Genomic DNA, 15,978 nt, shown 5'->3' with positions numbered 1-15,978 from the left:
ATTAGTTAAGAAATCGGCGCTCCGTTTGGTGCGCTTTCCGGTGCTGGAACGATTTCTAATTTCCCGTCCTTCTCAGCAGAAAGGATCATTCCCTGACTGATTTCTCCCCGCATTTTACGCGGTTTAAGGTTCGCTACAATAACAACCTTTTTCCCAATTAATTTTTCCGGTTCTGGATAGTATTCTGCAATCCCCGATAAAATTTGTCTGTCTGCTTCATCACCGGCATCCAGGCGGAATTTCAATAGTTTATCTGCACCTTCAACCTTACTGCAGTCTTTCACTTCCGCGACTTTCAGTTCTACTTTATCAAATACATCATATTTGATTTGTTTTTCTTTGGTAGAAACAAGCTCCGTTTCATTCGGATCCCAGGCTGCTTCTTCATCAGCTGGGGCTGTTCCGCCCATTTGGGAACGGATATATTCTACCTCTTCTTCCACATCTAAACGAGGGAAGATAGGCTGCCCTTTTTTCACAACGGTAGTGCCTTCCGGGAAGTTTCCAAACAGAACATTCTCCCAGGCTAACCCGCTGGCTTCGTCTAAACCAAGCTGCTCGATGATTTTTTTCGGTGCATGCGTCAGACACGGCTGAAGCAGCGTTGCAACAACGCGTAATGTTTCTGCCAGATGTGCCATAACACTTGCCAGTTCAGTACGTTTTTCCTCATCCTTCGCAAGAATCCATGGCTGTGTTTCATCAATATATTTATTCGCACGGGAAATTAACGTCCATACTTTTTTCAATGCATTACTGAATTCCATTTGCTCCATCGATTCTTGATAATCCTGAATAACAGATGCTGCCAGCTCCTGCAGATCAGCATCTTCTTTATTAATCACACCGTTTATTGTAGGGACTTTTCCGTCAAAATATTTATTAATCATCGCTACAGTACGGTTCAATAAGTTCCCTAAATCATTTGCTAAATCATAATTTACTCTGGAAACAAAATCTTCCGGTGCAAAGACACCGTCACTGCCAAAAGCAACTTCTCTCATTAAGTAGTATCGTAAAGCATCGAGACCATAACGCTCTACAAGCATTTCCGGATAAACCACATTTCCTTTTGATTTCGACATTTTTCCGTCTTTCATCAACAACCAGCCGTGGCCGAATACTTTCTTCGGAAGCGGCAAGTCTAAAGCCATCAGCATAATCGGCCAATAAATGGTATGGAAACGAACAATTTCTTTCCCTACCATATGTACGTCTGCTGGCCAATATTTTTGGAAGTTTTCATCATCATTTGTACCATAGCCTAATGCTGTGATATAGTTTGCCAATGCATCGATCCATACATAAATCACATGCTTTGGATTACTCGGGACCTTGACTCCCCAGCTGAAGGTAGTACGGGATACAGCTAAATCCTCTAAACCTGGTTTAATGAAGTTATTAATCATTTCATTTTTACGCGACTCCGGCTGAATAAAATCTGGATGCTCCTCGTAATATTTCAATAAGCGATCTGCATATTTACTCATCCGGAAGAAATAGGACTCCTCTTTAATCAGCTCAACAGGGTGGCCGCTGTCCGGTGACTTTCCGCTGATAACATTACCATCCTCGTCCCTTTCAACATCTTCCAGCTGCGTTTCCGTATAAAACGTTTCATCCGGCACAGAATACCAGCCCTCATATTCATCCAGGTAGATATCTCCTTGTTTTAAGAAACGCTCAAAAATATCAGCTACAACCTTCTGATGCTGTTCATCGGTTGTGCGAATAAATTTATCATTGCTGATTTCAAGCTTCTTCCATAAATCCTGCATTCCAGCAGCCATGCCATCTACATATTCTTGCGGAGAGATATTTTGTTCAGCAGCCTTCTGCTCAATTTTTTGTCCATGCTCATCACTGCCTGTTAAATAAAACACATCAAACCCTAATAAGCGCTTATATCGCGCCATCGTATCACAAGCTATCGTTGTGTATGCACTGCCAATATGTAATTTTCCGCTCGGATAATATATTGGCGTTGTAATGTAAAAAGTATTTTTGCTTCCCATCCGTTTTATTCCTCCTAGATTTGTTCCTATTTAAAAAATCTTGTCCTGAGATGTACAAGTGTCAGAGAGATTTCCCATTTACCTATAAAAAGATACATGCTATGAAACAAGCATTGCCATCTCATCCGAAAAAGATTCAAAATCAACTTTTAGAATTTCAGCTTTCGCCCTATTTTTTATGGTATCACATGACGCATATAAAATATCAACATCTATTGTAGCTATTATAACGTAATTTGCCAAATTGTGTACCTATTCACTCATTCTTTATCCAACTTCTTAGAAATTAATTTTACAAAAAAAGAGATACTTTCTTCCTCTGAAATAAATAAAAACGGATAAAAACCTGAATATTTATGAAAAAGGAATAAAACTTTTCCTTTTACAGTAAAATTGTATTGACAATACCAAATATTGTTGCTATTCTAATGTTATCAGTACCGACTAGTAACGACATTTTTTGCAATTTATCTCATTATTTGAAATTGTAATACTTATTTATTCAGAAAATTTTATTAAATCTCACATTGGAGGAATGAAGAATGAAATCTACTGGTATCGTACGTAAGGTTGACGAGCTTGGTCGCGTAGTTATTCCTATTGAATTACGCCGTACCCTTGATATTAAAGAGAAAGATACAATGGAAATTTACGTAGACAATGATCGTATTGTCTTGAAAAAATACCGTCCAAATATGACCTGTCAAATCACTGGAGAGCTGACAGATGATAATCAGACCCTGGCTGACGGCAACCTCATCCTTAGCCCAGAGGGTGCAAAAATTTTACTGGAAGAAATTCAAAACCGTTTTAAATAAATTTAAAAGGCAAAAAAAGGACGACCTCCTCTATGTACGTAGGTCGTCCTTTTTTTGCCTTTATTACCTAGCGAACTGGAACAAAGCTAATCAATATGGTAGCTCTGATAAACTTCCCTTTTCGGCACTTTCCGTTCTATGGCTGCCTGCTTAATGGCCTCTTTACTGGATAGATGCTCTTTATTCATCAACGCTTCTACATGTTCTTTCACAGATAACGCTTCCCACCAGCTTGATTCCTGCTCAAATGAAGCTGATTCTGCTTCTGTCAGTCCTTCTACCACAATAACAAACTCGCCTCGCATGTCATTTTTCTTACTCCATGAAAAAAGTTCTTGTATGGTACCTCTAACAAATTCTTCAAATTTCTTAGAGATTTCTCTTCCTATGGCCGCTTTCCTGTTACTTAGGATACTTTCCATTTCCTGCAGGGTATCTTTGATGCGATAGGGAGATTCATAAAAAATTAAAGTCGTATTAAAATTTTTTAATTTTTCCAGTGTTTCTTTTTTATCTTTTTTCTTTCTGGGAAGAAAACCATAAAATGTAAAAGGCTGTGCAGTTAGACCAGACCCGACCAGTGCTACGAGTGCCGCATTGGCCCCTGGTAACACGATGACATCCAGCCCTTCGCGGATAGCTGCTTGAACCAGCTCTGAACCAGGATCAGAAATTGCAGGCATCCCCGCATCGCTCACAACAGCAACCGATTCTCCCTGACGAATCGTATCTAAAAGCTGTTTTTCTCTTTCCTGATGATTATGCTCATGATAGCTGATGAGAGGGGTGTGAATCTCAAAATAATGAAGCAGCTTTTTCGTATTCCTCGTGTCCTCCGCAGCAATCAGCTTGCATTCCTTTAATACCCGAATCGCCCGAAAAGTCATATCCTCCAAATTTCCAATAGGTGTCGGGACAACGTATAATGCAGCATGTTCCTCCGGCTGATAACTATTTTGGATATTCATTCATGGTACATTCCTTTCTCATAAGCTTGAATCATTTCCAGCTTTTCCTGGCGGGTTAATTTTTTTATTCGATATTCCTCGCGCAAGGCATCTGACTTATTTTCAAATGCGCATGTATAGATGATTTCAAAAGGCCCTCTTCCTCTTGTATATTTTGCCCCTTTTCCCTCTTCATGCATACGAATCCGATGCTCTAAATCATTTGTATATCCCGTATACAGCGTTCCGTCCTGACAATGTAACATATAAACCAAATGCTCTCCGTCAGCCATAGATAACTTCCTCTGCCTGCTTCGTATAGGAACCGTCCTGTTCATAAATATAGAATGGCGGCAGGATTTTCACATCTGCTTTCCCGTCGCGAATTCCTTCTATCAAGAGCATGTTTGCTTCCTTTCCTTGTTTCGGATAAACAAATTGCACACGTTTCGGCTCGATACGGTACTTTCTAAATTGCTCTATAATATCTACCAGGCGTCCGGGACGATGTACCATGGCAACTTTTCCCCCGGGCCGGACATATCTTTTACAAGCTTTGACGACATCCTCTAATGTACAATACACTTCATGCCTGGCAATCGTAAGGTACGCATTGTGATTATGTTCTGTTGCAGAGGGTGTTTTAAAATAGGGAGGATTACAGGTAACCATATCAAAAGCACTTTGATCCAGGGTCGCCTGCATTTCCTTTAAATCTCCATGAATCATTTGTAATCGAGGTTGCAAATCATTTAAAGCAACATTTCTTTCCGCCATCTGAAAAATACGTTTTTGAATCTCTACCCCAATAATTTCCGCATTTGTCTTTTTAGACAGCAATAACGGGATGACCCCATTTCCTGTACACAAATCAAGAATCTTTCCTCGTTTTTTAGGAATCGAACTAAAATGAGCTAACAACACCGCATCCAATGAAAAAGCAAAGGCTGTCGGACTTTGGATAATTTTCATCGTTTCGTCTGCTAATAAATAATCTAATCGTTCATCATCATATAGCTCCACCATTGGTTCACCACATCCTTATGTTCTCATTGGACAGCTTATCAGAAAAATAGCTGCCTTCATAGGAAGACAGCCGTCCAATACGATACTTACCGTACTTTATTTCGTTTTATCACAGCATGAGTGTCCGTAATTTTCCCCTTTAAGTTATAGAAGATATATTTAAATATTCATGGAAAAAAACGGTCACTTCATCTCCTGATTAACTCAAGCTAAGATTTAGTGGATAGTTCGTTCCACTAAATCAAGTTTCGTTCTATCACAGCATGAGTGTCCGTAATTTCCCCTTTAAGTTATAGAAGATATATTTAAATATTCTTGGGGAAAAACGGTCACTTCATCTCCTGATTAACTCAAGCTAATAATCATGGGGAGAGGAGTGCCACTCTCCATGATTAAAGTTTCGTTTTATCAAAGAAGTCCAAGCAAAAAATACAATCTTCGTTTCGTCTCGGACTGCCAAACTCTAAACTGCAAATATGAAAACCTTCTTCATAAAGACGTGCTAAATTATCATAGCCTTCCCCCGGAAATATTCCTTTTTGCTGTTTAGAATCACTTTTTTCCTGCTGTTTTTCCACAGATTCTTCTGTAAAACTGTCTAGGTGATTACGCAAATGATGATTTTCATGGGCCAACCGGTGATTTTCTTCAAGCAAATCACTAAGTTTACCTTTTAAATCACCTAACTGCTCATATAATTCACCAATTTGCTTCTCCATATCGGAAACTTGATCGAATATCTCTCTGTTTCCCAAGATTGATCACCTACCTCTATTCTGTGACTTGTGCTACAATTCCTTCTTCGATTAATTCATCTAATGTATACTCCACAACACGTTCTTTATCTAAAAGCTCAATTTGAACCATTTTTTCTAATATATTTAACCCGACAACCTTTCCTTTTCCATGCGGTGTCGGCATCGTTTCGCCAATATCCGGCAGCTCTCTTTTTGCTGTTTCATATTCATCATTCTCATATTTCAAACAGCACATTAGTCTTCCGCATAAACCGGATATTTTTGCCGGGTTTAGAGAAAGATTTTGATCCTTTGCCATTTTAATAGACACCGGCTCAAAGTCTCCTAAGAAAGTGGAACAGCAGAGCATACGGCCGCATGGACCGATTCCGCCCAGCATTTTCGCTTCATCTCTGACTCCAATTTGTCTTAATTCAATACGTGTCTTGAACATCGACGCGAGATCTTTTACAAGATTTCTGAAGTCCACTCTTCCGTCAGCTGTAAAATAGAATATGATTTTATTGCGGTCAAATGTATATTCTACATCTACCAGATTCATATCCAGCTTATGCTGCGTAATTTTATCTGTACATATGTCAAAGGCTTTTTTCGCCTGATCCTGATTCTCTATAACCGTTCGCTTATCCTTCTCGTTTGCGATTCGGATTACTTTCTTTAACGGTAAAACTACATCTTCTTCATCGACTTGCTTTTCCGTAATGACTACTTTTCCAAATTCTATCCCTCTCACCGTCTCCACGATGACATAGCTATCTGGAGTGACCGGGTAAGAATCTGGATCGAAATAGTAGATTTTACCGGCTTTCTTAAAACGTACGCCAATAACTTCTAACATTTTTTCACCTCTGTATTTGAAGCGCTAGTTGTTCAATCACCAATGTTGGCTGAACATTTGCCTTTAATTTTCTTTTCGCCATTAAAATCTGATTTAAAATAGTCAATAATTGAGCTTGAGAAAACGTGATGACTATTTTTTCTAACTTAGATGAATCATTGGATAGCAGTATCGTATTGGCGTCTGTATATATATGCTGATGTAAAATATCTTTAAATCCTAGTATTAATAAGTCCAGACCTCGTTCTTGACCTTCTCTATCTTTAAAATGAGGTATCCAATTTTGATGAATGTATGTGTAGATATCCTCAGGCTGTGCAGTATACATTTCTACCCATTGTATCACTATTTTTCGCGCGTCTGCAAACCAATCATCTTGGGCAAGTTCGAGTGCTTCTGTCAGACTGTTTGTCAATGCACTTAAAAGTTTAGCATCGGTCTCATTCACACCCTCTTGCTGTAATCTTTCCTGCAAAATCCCCGGCGGAAGCGGCTGCAAATCAATAATCTGACAGCGTGACCGAATAGTTGACAGCATGGAGTGACCATTCTCTGTAAGCATCATAGCCGTTGTTTCCACACTTGGCTCTTCTAAAAATTTCAACAGGCGATTGGCAGCATTTACAGTTAATGTATCTGCATCCTTGATGATATACACCTTCTGATTGGATTCCATTCCCGAATACGTAAATTCCTTCTGCAGATTACGCACCTGTTCTATTTTAATAGAGGCGCCATCCGGCTCAATCCAATGCATATCCGGATGGTTTCCAGAATCAATCCGCTGGCAATTGATACAGTGATTACATGGATTCTCTCCTTGGCGATTCATACAAAATAAATACTTTGCCAACAGGAGCGCCATTTCCTTTTTGCCAGTCCCTCGATCTCCTTGAAATAAATAAGCATGGGAAATACGATTCTTCTTGATACTATTCATTATCGTCCGGGTTGCTACAGGCTGTATTTGTTCTATCTCTTCCCATGTCTTCATCATTATTTCCACCTTTAAACAGGAGCTGACTCTATTTATTTTTATGAAAGGCTAAAGTCCTCTCGATATAAAAGCTTTGCTCAAGTATAAATATTAACTAATAACCCCTTGATTTCCCCAATTAATCCGAGAATATCAATGGTTTTCTTTTCTTCATCCATTAAATCTTCTGCTAACTGGGCAATCTTTTCATCAATTATCTTTACTGTAGACAATTGCCTGCTTCCTTGCATGCTGAAGCTTTGCTTTTTTTCTAAAAGATACCCTTCCGAGGTCGCTTTTTCAAGAAAGCCCTTTACCATTCGTTTAAACTTGACCAGCTCACGAAAGGAACGATATCGGCTCAGTTTATCTCCCTGCTCCGTAATCTGCTTCACCATTTGAGTAAATTCCTGGGTCTTCAGCTGTTCCGATTGGGATTGAACAAGGTTTTGGAAAGAGGCATTATTTGTCTGCGCCGGACGCTTCAAATTGCCATCTCTCGGTGTTACGATATCACTGGAAATTTTCATTGTTCTCCCCCTCCCGTTTGATTACATAGCATGTTTTTGAAGCAGAATTCCTGTTTAGAATTGGTAAAAGGACTCGATAGGCAAGATGAATACTGTAGCACCGCCAACTTCTACCTTCACTGGTTTTGGAATATACGAATCGGCATTTCCTCCCATTGGAGAAATGGGCGCCACCATCTGTTCCCGATGCGAGCAATTATCACGGATGATTTCGAGCGCATCATTCACATATTCATCCTCACAACCAATCATTAACGTGGTATTACCTTCCTTTAAAAATCCGCCTGTTGTAGCTAATTTAGTTGTCTGAAATTTATTTTCACCTAATGCGTTTACTAAACGATTGGAATCTTTATCTTGAATGACCGTTATAATTAATTTCATGATTGACCAGCCCCTTTTGGCATATTTATTTATTAAATAAAGCTGTAATTCTTTCTAACACATCTTGATAGACCGCTTCAAGCGAACGATCAGCATCCACAGTTTGAAAACGCTCTGGAAAACGAGACCGGATCAGCTGATAGCCTTCATAGACTTTCTCATGAAATTCGATGGTTTCTAAATCCAAGCGATTTTTCTCTCTGTCTGCATTTGCTGAAATACGCTCCAGTCCTTTTTTTGGAGAAATATCAAAGTAGAGCGTTGCATCCGGCATACAATCCTCAATCACAAATTGATTGATCGCATATACTTCATCTACACCAATGCCTCTTGCATAGCCTTGATAAACCAGACTGCTGTCTACAAAACGATCGCATAATACAATTTTCCCTTGTTCTAACGCAGGAAAAACCTTCTCTACAAGATGCTGTCTTCTTGCTGCTGCATATAATAACGCTTCTGTTCTTTCTTCCATTTCCAGATGGAGAGGGTCATGGATAATTTCTCGAATCTTCTCGGAGATACGGATACCTCCTGGCTCTCTTGTCTTGATAACCTCTATCCCCCGGGATGTAAGCTCTTCATAAACCTGATTTAGGATAGTGGTTTTGCCAGCTCCTTCGCCACCTTCAAATGTTATAAACAAACCAGTTGTCATCATCTTTCCCCTTTGTTCCTATATATGCGTATTCCTTCGTCCCTATGCTGTATTCGAACACCCTGCTCCACTAATTTTTCCAAGTGTGCGATATGCATTGCTTGGATTCGTTCTCCTTTTAGAAGAAGCGGAATACCAGGCGGATAGGGAATCACTGCCTCAGCAGCTATCTCTCCTATGCTTTCCCTCATCGAGACCAGATACGTTGGATAATTATTCATTTCTTGATAAGACAAATCTAATTCTTGGACCTTTTCGGGAAAAAGATTTGTCCTCTCTATTGTAGCACGATTTACTGATTTTTTTAATGGATGCCCTATGGTTTTCAACCTTTTTTCCAGGAGACCCATCTGTTCCATTGGAGCAAGCCCATGGACAAATAAAATTTGTTCTTCCGTCGCAAGCTCCGGAAAAATTCCTGCTTTTTCGAGCAAATTCACAATGGACTTTGTCGAAAAAGAATGTTTCACGTGGAACGTTAGTTTTAATGGGTCGTCGCAAGGCATGAATTCCCAAAATGAAAAGGCGGAAAACAACTGCTTTACCTGTTCCACACTTTTTATCGTTTTGATTCGATCTTCTTCCGAAAAATGCGCTAAAAAGTGCCTTGCTATATCTAAAGAAGCCATAAGTACATAAGATGGACTGCTCGATTGGATAATTTGTAAATAATGCGCAATTTGAGACGGATTGATACGCGAAGTCCCCAGATGTAAATACGAAGCCATCGTCATTGCGGGAGCCATTTTATGTGCAGAATGCACCACAGCATCTGCTCCTAATTCTAGCGCTGATGCTGGAAAGGGGTCTCCTAAGGCAAAATGAACACCGTGTGCTTCATCTACTAGTACAGGGATATCAAATTCATGTGCCTTATCAATCATTGCTTTCAACGGATAAGTTTGACCAAAATAATCCGGGTAGGTAAGAACAATTGCTTTAGCATCGGGATGCTGCTCTATGGCGCATGCTATTGTTTCATAGCTTGGAATCGTAAATCGGCTAACCTGCTCCTCCCATTCCGGAGCTAAAAAAACAGGCTGTGCTCCTGCTAACTCTACGCCATTCATCACCGACTTATGACAATTACGCTGAATAAGAATCTTATCTTCCTGCTTACACGCTGCGAGAATCATCGCCAGATTGCCAGCTGTCGATCCACCAACCAGAAAAAATGTATGCTGGGTCTGAAAATAAGCTGCTGCTAAGCTTTCCGCTTCTGCAATAATTCCTGCAGGCGCATGCAAATCATCCATTCCGGTAATTTCGGTCACATCCCAGCGGAGCATCTGCTGAAAATTGTTATGATATGCAGGTGTAAAAACATCTCCGTGCTTATGACCCGGTACATGGAAAGAGATTGGATTCCTTTTTGCAAATGCTTGTAAATGCTCTGCTAATGGCATACGCTGCTGCTCCATTTGTCTGCCTCATTTCTTTTTATATGTAAATAAACAAACCAATTCATTGAAATTGATTTGCTCATTATGGTGTTCTTCTTATTATACCAAGCAAGTGAAAGGGATGAAAAACATGGATACAAAAATGTACTATTATTCCGCTTTTTTCCCTTAACAGAAAAAAGCAATTTTCTATAATGAAACACTCAACTTTCGCACCTAAGAATAAGCATATATATCTTGCTATTTCAGGGTGAACATGTTCCCCCTTATCATGCTTGCATTTTGGTGGAATATCCGGCCTTGTTGGAATTGGTGATGGTGCATAGCTCCGCTCCGGCCAACCACTCCGCTTTCCATGGGGACGGCTTCAGCTAACTTGAAAAGAAAACCGCTTTTCAAGTGGATCTTCAGCTCGCCCTGTTCCCATAGGAGTCTGCGTGGTTGGCCTGCGCTCTGATAGGATTCTCCAGCGAATGAAAGAAATAACATTTTAATAAGCTGAAGGAAATAGCAGCTTTCGCCTGAATAACCAATCATGACAGCATGGATATGAAATACAGGGAATCGCTTCGATGCACAGAAAGGAATCTTGGCGGAACATGTTACCATGCAGCATGAAAAAGATGTTCTATCTGATTAAACATCTATTTGGCAAGTTTTTTTCACGTATAGAATATCCTACTAGCGGAGGCGGACCGTTTTGACTCCTGAGGGATCAGCACCATCTGAAGATCCACTTTTGCCAAGTGTTCTTCTTGGCAAAAGTTAGCTGAAGAGCGTGCCCCTAGGCAGACTAAGACCGCAACGTCCTGGGGTTGCGATTACTCGTCCCATCGAAAACATTTGTACGTCGGAAAGCAAAATGGTCCGCCGCAGCGGCGCTTTACACTTCACCTTTTATTCTTTGTCAAGGGTGTTATAGAAGGAACGATTAACTCCTGTTTCTATAGAAGCGAAATTACTTTTTAATGTGCGAAAGTTGAGTGAAACACTTTAACGAGCGTAGTGTATTTCCGTAGCCGGTCGCTAGGAGATAGAATCTTTCATTTAACTTATATAGTACGTACCTTTCTTCCATATCTATGCTAACAAAACAAAAAAGCCTTTGCATGCAAAGACTTGTAAAAGGGGATTATATTAAGAATGTAATGTTGATTGGTTGATATTTTTTAACTTTGAGAGATAGTATTGGTATTTTTCTTCCCGCGGCTCCGTATGAATCATATTATGCTCACATTCCGAACATAAAAACATGGAATACAAATGAATCCCGTTTTCCTTTGGTTCCTCACAAATTCCGCAATACTCATACTCTTGAACTTTTTGCTGCTTCATTTCTCCACCTCCGTTAAAACTAGTATCTCCTAATCTAACGGATGCTATACATAGATATTATTTTTTTAGATTTTTATTCAATCTTGAAAAAATAAACAGCGTCTCAAAGAATAAATAAATGGATCGCTGCAAGGGAACCGACTCCGAATATACCAAGAAATCCAGATACTAATACCGTAAATAGATTAATTGGAATATGCAGACCTACCGCCCCTCCAAATACATTTAAGAAAAAAAGCAGCAATGCACCTATCCCCAGCTTCATCGTTGCTTTCCCAATATGTTTCATTGGCTTTACCGGCGCACCTACAATAAATAAAAGAATAATTAATCCGACAATCGTTCCAATAAATAGTGTTGAATTCATTCCTCTCCCCACTTTCCTTCCATCGCTTTAACTTATTTCTATGATTTATCAGAAGCAATTAGAACAGGTTTTAGAAACGGGGAAGTCAATTTATATCCTATCTTAGCTAGTCATTAGCCGTTTTCTTCTTCAGCCTTTGAGAGCGAATGAGAAAGAAAGTCATCGTCCCTGCTAGAACCAGAAGGAGGAATACAAGAGCCCATGTATTCATATAAGACGGGAATCCCTTCGCAACACGAATATTATTCCAAATTATAAAGGAAAAGAGAACAGCTATTTCATTTTTTTAGAAAAACTCCCATTCGCTCGCCCTTTAGCGAATCCATAGTTTTTCTTATACTGCCCTATCGTGCAAGGAATTTACTAACATTCTAGAGTTGATATATTGTCCTTTTATATTTGCTTCGGTAAGATTCCTGGAATTATACATATGCGGAAATCTTTCCATAACAGTCATCACAACCCATAAAAGTAACCCGATACCTAAAAGGATGAATAGTTCTTCTCTTCCTCCCCATCTTGTTACTTCCCCAGCAAAATTATAATGTCCTGGAATCTGGTTTGGAATAGAGCTCCATGTAAAAATGATATACATAATAATACCAAAAAAACTCAGTATTCCCAAAACATTCAACAGCTTTTCAATTGCAGTCATTTTTAATTTTAGAATCGGCGGATTGGTTTCCATGATAAGCCTCACCTCTTCTTTTCTTAGAAAAATAAAAAAGAATCAGGCAGCTTGAAACATACTTGATTCTTTTGGAAAAATATATTCTTTAATTTTAAAATCGTGTCGCTTTAACCTTGCGAATACGAGCTTCTTTCAACAGCATCAAATATTTGGATCTCGCTAATAACTCTTCTTTCATCCCATTGCGTGACGGGTCGATACTTTTTCGCACAAAATCCTGAAGCTGCCTCCACTCGCCCTCTACTTGATATAAAGCATTTAGAAGCTCCTGGTCCATATCTTTTTTCTTTAATTTCTTTGCCATATTTCCCACCAAACCTCGTTATAAAATGAAATTTCATCTCATGGAAGCTTTATTTTCCCCATAGATGATCAGCGATACAATTTAGACATCTCTTCGTCCCTCTAGTGCTTTTGATAATGTAACCTCATCCGCATATTCCAAATCACCGCCGACAGGCAATCCATGTGCAATACGTGTGGTACGAATGCCAGAGGGTTTTACCAATCGGGAAATATACATTGCGGTGGCTTCCCCTTCAATATTCGGATTGGTTGCTAAAATAAGCTCCTCTACTTCTTCGTCTTTCAAGCGATTAATCAAATCCGGCACATTAATATCCTCTGGACCAATCCCGTCCATCGGTGAGATGGCACCGTGAAGAACATGGTATTTGCCGCGAAATTCTTTCATTTTTTCCATCGCAATCACGTCTTTCGGATCTTGGACAACACAAATAATCGATCCATCCCGGCTGGTATCCTGACAAATAGCACACGGGTCTTGGTCTGTAATATGTCCGCAAACAGAACAATGGGTAAGCTCCCGTTTTGCATTCACTAATGCATTAGCAAAATTCATCACATCGTCATCCTTCATATTTAAAACAAAGAAGGCCAGACGTGCTGCTGTCTTTGGACCAATTCCCGGTAATTTGGAGAAGCTATCCATCAGCTTGGTTATCGGCTCCGGATAATACATACTTTCTTACCCCCTTATCAAAAAAATCAATTAAAAACTCTATCTTTTGCGAAAATAAGACGCCTTGGCAGTGAAGCCAGACGTCTTATCTTTAATTAGAAAGGAATTAGAACATTCCTGGCATATTCATTCCTTTTGTAAATTGTCCCATGGTATCATTTGTTTTGTCATCGATTTGCGTTAACACGTCATTAGTTGCTGCTAAAATAAGATCCTGCAGCATTTCAATATCATCCGGGTCAACAACCTCTTCTTTGATTTCTACATCTGTAATTTCTTTTTTGCCATTTGCCCGGACAGTTACCATGCCGCCGCCGGCTGAAGCTTCAAAGGACATTTCATGTAACTCATCCTGTGCCTTCATCATTTTCTTCTGCATTTTCTGCATTTGCTTCATCATGTTATTCATATTTCCCTTCATGGAAAATACCTCCTTTAAATGTATATGTTAATCATGAATTTCTAAAAGGTCATCACCAAAAAGCTTTCGCGCTTCATCTACGAGCGGGTCTCCTTCTGGTTTCTTGGGTTCATCCGGCTTTTCCTGCTTTTGAATATACTCACTGCGCAGGTCATTCCACTCTTTCTCTGGAATGGGAATAATCGTGCGGTGTTTATCCAGATTGCCTAATATCGATTCTACCATTTCCCGATGATCCAGGAATAAAGAACAATGAATTTCATATTTAAACGCAACAATCAGGGTATCGGCTGATGCCGCGGCAGGCTTGCTGTCCTGAATCGTCGCATGGGCCGGAGCATTCGTTGTTTTCAACTGATTTAAGAAGTTTGCCCAATGTGCATGAACATCTTTCAGTTCTTTTTTCTCTGCCTTTCCTAGTGTATCACGAATTCGGTCAAATGGAATCTTATAAGTGTTTCGTGAATTTCTCGAGCTGGGACGGCGTCTCTCCTGTGCAGGAGCGGTATCGCCAGCATCTTGCTGCTGGGGCGGAGCTTCTTTTAATTTTGCAATATCACGCTCCATCGCCTGCAGTTTCTGCTGAAGCTGCCCGACAACAGCTGATTGCTCCACAGCTTCCGGCTGAAGCTGTCCGGATCCTTGCGTTTTTCCAAATTGGTCTGTAATGGACAACAGTGCAACCTCAATAAAGATTTTCGGACTGTTGGACCATTTCATTTCCTGCTGGCATTGATTCAGTTCAATAATTGCATGCTGAATCCAACTGTTCTCCACCTGCTCCGATAATGCTTCAAAAGCTTCATTGGCTACGGCCCGTTCTAATAAATCAGCTAAACCGGACGAGGTTTTATATAAAAGTAAATCACGCATAAAGTAGATTAAATCCTGGACAAACTTTCCCGGATCTTTTCCTGTCTGAATCATCTGGTCCAATCCATGAAGCACCGTCTGCACATCCTGCTGAATCATTGCACGGACGATATTGGTGAGCACCTCCTGAGATACTCCGCCAGTTACAGCAAGCACATCTTCTAACTCTACCTGCTCCTCGCTATAGGAAATAGCCTGGTCCAGGATACTCAGTGCATCGCGCATTCCGCCTTCTGCTGCTAATGCCACAGACTCTAAGGCTTCCTCTGTAACAGAAATATTTTCTGCCTGCATGATTTTTTGCGTTCTTTCCACAATTGCCTGATTGGAAATCGGTTTGAAATCAAAGCGCTGGCAACGGGATATAATCGTTAATGGTATTTTATGCGGTTCGGTTGTTGCCAGAATAAATACAACATGTTTTGGCGGCTCTTCCAGCGTTTTCAAGAGCGCATTAAATGCATTGACAGATATCATATGCACTTCATCAATAATATACACTTTATAAGGCACAGCACTCGGTGCATACTTTACTTTATCCCGAATATCACGAATATCATCGACGCTTGTATTCGATGCCGCATCAATTTCAATGACATCCGAAATAGAGCCATCTTGAATCCCTTTACATGCCGCACATTCATTACATGGTTCTTTGACAGGCGCATGCTCACAATTAATCGTTTGCGCAAAAATCTTTGCAGCACTCGTTTTCCCTGTCCCTCTTGGGCCAGAGAATAAGTAAGCATGTGAGAATTTATCCTGGGTAATAGCATTTTGTAATGTTCTCGTGATATGCTGCTGTCCTACGACATCTTCAAATGTTCTTGGTCGCCAGACGCGGTATAAAGCTTGATAACTCATGATTTCGATTCCCCTTATTTGTCTCCTTCTTATTATACCCGATTAAAGGCTTGGATGAAAACCTTAGAAATGATTATCTGGAAGTAATTTAT

At 40.0% G+C, this 15,978-nt stretch carries 19 protein-coding genes; 1 reads left to right on the top strand and 18 read right to left on the bottom strand.

Going from position 1 to position 15,978, the window contains the following annotated elements; translation table 11 throughout:
* Window positions 1–5 precede the first annotated feature (5 nt).
* Window positions 6–2,015: a methionine--tRNA ligase gene (gene metG, locus MKX55_RS00250; RefSeq protein WP_339235314.1), complete on the bottom strand. Its 2,010-nt coding sequence runs from the start codon at window positions 2,013–2,015 to the stop codon at window positions 6–8.
* A gap of 542 nt (window positions 2,016–2,557) precedes the next feature.
* Here metG and MKX55_RS00245 point away from each other — a divergent pair.
* A complete protein-coding gene (locus tag MKX55_RS00245) occupies window positions 2,558–2,833 on the top strand; it encodes an AbrB/MazE/SpoVT family DNA-binding domain-containing protein (RefSeq protein WP_040977653.1) in 276 nt (91 codons plus the stop codon).
* An 86-nt stretch (window positions 2,834–2,919) separates the two neighbouring features.
* On the opposite strand, the gene rsmI is transcribed toward MKX55_RS00245, so the two are convergent.
* The 17 genes from rsmI to dnaX form a co-directional block, all read right to left on the bottom strand.
* Window positions 2,920–3,801, bottom strand: coding sequence for a 16S rRNA (cytidine(1402)-2'-O)-methyltransferase (gene rsmI, locus MKX55_RS00240; RefSeq protein ID WP_339235313.1), 882 nt, complete (start codon window positions 3,799–3,801; stop codon window positions 2,920–2,922).
* On the bottom strand, window positions 3,798–4,073 hold the full coding sequence (locus tag MKX55_RS00235) for a GIY-YIG nuclease family protein (protein WP_339235311.1): 276 nt from the start codon (window positions 4,071–4,073) through the stop codon (window positions 3,798–3,800). Before MKX55_RS00235 ends, rsmI begins: the two co-directional genes overlap by 4 nt.
* On the bottom strand, window positions 4,066–4,806 hold the full coding sequence (locus MKX55_RS00230) for a tRNA1(Val) (adenine(37)-N6)-methyltransferase (RefSeq protein ID WP_339181292.1): 741 nt from the start codon (window positions 4,804–4,806) through the stop codon (window positions 4,066–4,068). Before MKX55_RS00230 ends, MKX55_RS00235 begins: the two co-directional genes overlap by 8 nt.
* Window positions 4,807–5,198: 392 nt before the next feature.
* Window positions 5,199–5,561 (bottom strand): DNA replication initiation control protein YabA, encoded by a 363-nt coding sequence (gene yabA, locus MKX55_RS00225; protein WP_042528586.1) that lies wholly within the window; start codon window positions 5,559–5,561, stop codon window positions 5,199–5,201.
* 16 nt (window positions 5,562–5,577) lie between these two features.
* Entirely contained in the window at window positions 5,578–6,402 is an 825-nt protein-coding gene (locus tag MKX55_RS00220) for a stage 0 sporulation family protein (protein WP_042528587.1), read from the bottom strand.
* 4 nt (window positions 6,403–6,406) lie between these two features.
* Window positions 6,407–7,396, bottom strand: coding sequence for a DNA polymerase III subunit delta' (gene holB / locus MKX55_RS00215; RefSeq protein WP_042528588.1), 990 nt, complete (start codon window positions 7,394–7,396; stop codon window positions 6,407–6,409).
* A gap of 80 nt (window positions 7,397–7,476) precedes the next feature.
* Entirely contained in the window at window positions 7,477–7,908 is a 432-nt protein-coding gene (locus MKX55_RS00210) for a YaaR family protein (RefSeq protein ID WP_193063797.1), read from the bottom strand.
* A gap of 54 nt (window positions 7,909–7,962) precedes the next feature.
* Window positions 7,963–8,292 carry a cyclic-di-AMP receptor gene (locus MKX55_RS00205; protein WP_040977662.1) on the bottom strand — a complete coding sequence of 110 codons (330 nt, stop codon included), beginning with the start codon at window positions 8,290–8,292 and terminating at the stop codon, window positions 7,963–7,965.
* 25 nt (window positions 8,293–8,317) lie between these two features.
* Window positions 8,318–8,953, bottom strand: a complete 636-nt coding sequence (gene tmk, locus MKX55_RS00200) for a dTMP kinase (protein ID WP_193063796.1) — start codon at window positions 8,951–8,953, stop codon at window positions 8,318–8,320.
* Entirely contained in the window at window positions 8,950–10,371 is a 1,422-nt protein-coding gene (locus tag MKX55_RS00195) for an aminotransferase class I/II-fold pyridoxal phosphate-dependent enzyme (RefSeq protein WP_339235308.1), read from the bottom strand. Before MKX55_RS00195 ends, tmk begins: the two co-directional genes overlap by 4 nt.
* 1,119 nt (window positions 10,372–11,490) lie before the next feature.
* Window positions 11,491–11,688, bottom strand: coding sequence for a sigma factor G inhibitor Gin (locus tag MKX55_RS00190; protein ID WP_042528592.1), 198 nt, complete (start codon window positions 11,686–11,688; stop codon window positions 11,491–11,493).
* A gap of 103 nt (window positions 11,689–11,791) precedes the next feature.
* The gene (locus MKX55_RS00185; protein WP_193063794.1) at window positions 11,792–12,055 is read right to left on the bottom strand and encodes a pro-sigmaK processing inhibitor BofA family protein; all 264 of its coding nucleotides are present in this window, start codon (window positions 12,053–12,055) and stop codon (window positions 11,792–11,794) included.
* Between the two features lie 334 nt (window positions 12,056–12,389).
* Window positions 12,390–12,743 carry a DUF1648 domain-containing protein gene (locus MKX55_RS00180; RefSeq protein WP_193063793.1) on the bottom strand — a complete coding sequence of 118 codons (354 nt, stop codon included), beginning with the start codon at window positions 12,741–12,743 and terminating at the stop codon, window positions 12,390–12,392.
* 94 nt (window positions 12,744–12,837) lie between these two features.
* A complete protein-coding gene (locus MKX55_RS00175) occupies window positions 12,838–13,050 on the bottom strand; it encodes a YaaL family protein (protein ID WP_042528597.1) in 213 nt (70 codons plus the stop codon).
* An 81-nt stretch (window positions 13,051–13,131) separates the two neighbouring features.
* Window positions 13,132–13,728 carry a recombination mediator RecR gene (gene recR / locus MKX55_RS00170; RefSeq protein WP_042528598.1) on the bottom strand — a complete coding sequence of 199 codons (597 nt, stop codon included), beginning with the start codon at window positions 13,726–13,728 and terminating at the stop codon, window positions 13,132–13,134.
* Window positions 13,729–13,834: 106 nt separating this feature from the next.
* A complete protein-coding gene (locus MKX55_RS00165) occupies window positions 13,835–14,149 on the bottom strand; it encodes a YbaB/EbfC family nucleoid-associated protein (protein ID WP_042528599.1) in 315 nt (104 codons plus the stop codon).
* Window positions 14,150–14,176: 27 nt separating this feature from the next.
* Entirely contained in the window at window positions 14,177–15,886 is a 1,710-nt protein-coding gene (dnaX, locus tag MKX55_RS00160) for a DNA polymerase III subunit gamma/tau (protein ID WP_339235304.1), read from the bottom strand.
* Window positions 15,887–15,978 lie beyond the last annotated feature (92 nt).

The sequence above is a fragment of the Oceanobacillus sp. FSL W7-1281 genome, from assembly GCF_037969835.1.
In the GTDB taxonomy this organism is placed as follows: Bacteria; Bacillota; Bacilli; order Bacillales; family Amphibacillaceae; genus Oceanobacillus; species Oceanobacillus oncorhynchi.
Note: the sequence above shows the minus strand (reverse complement) of the source record. Positions and strands in the feature narration are given on the sequence as shown.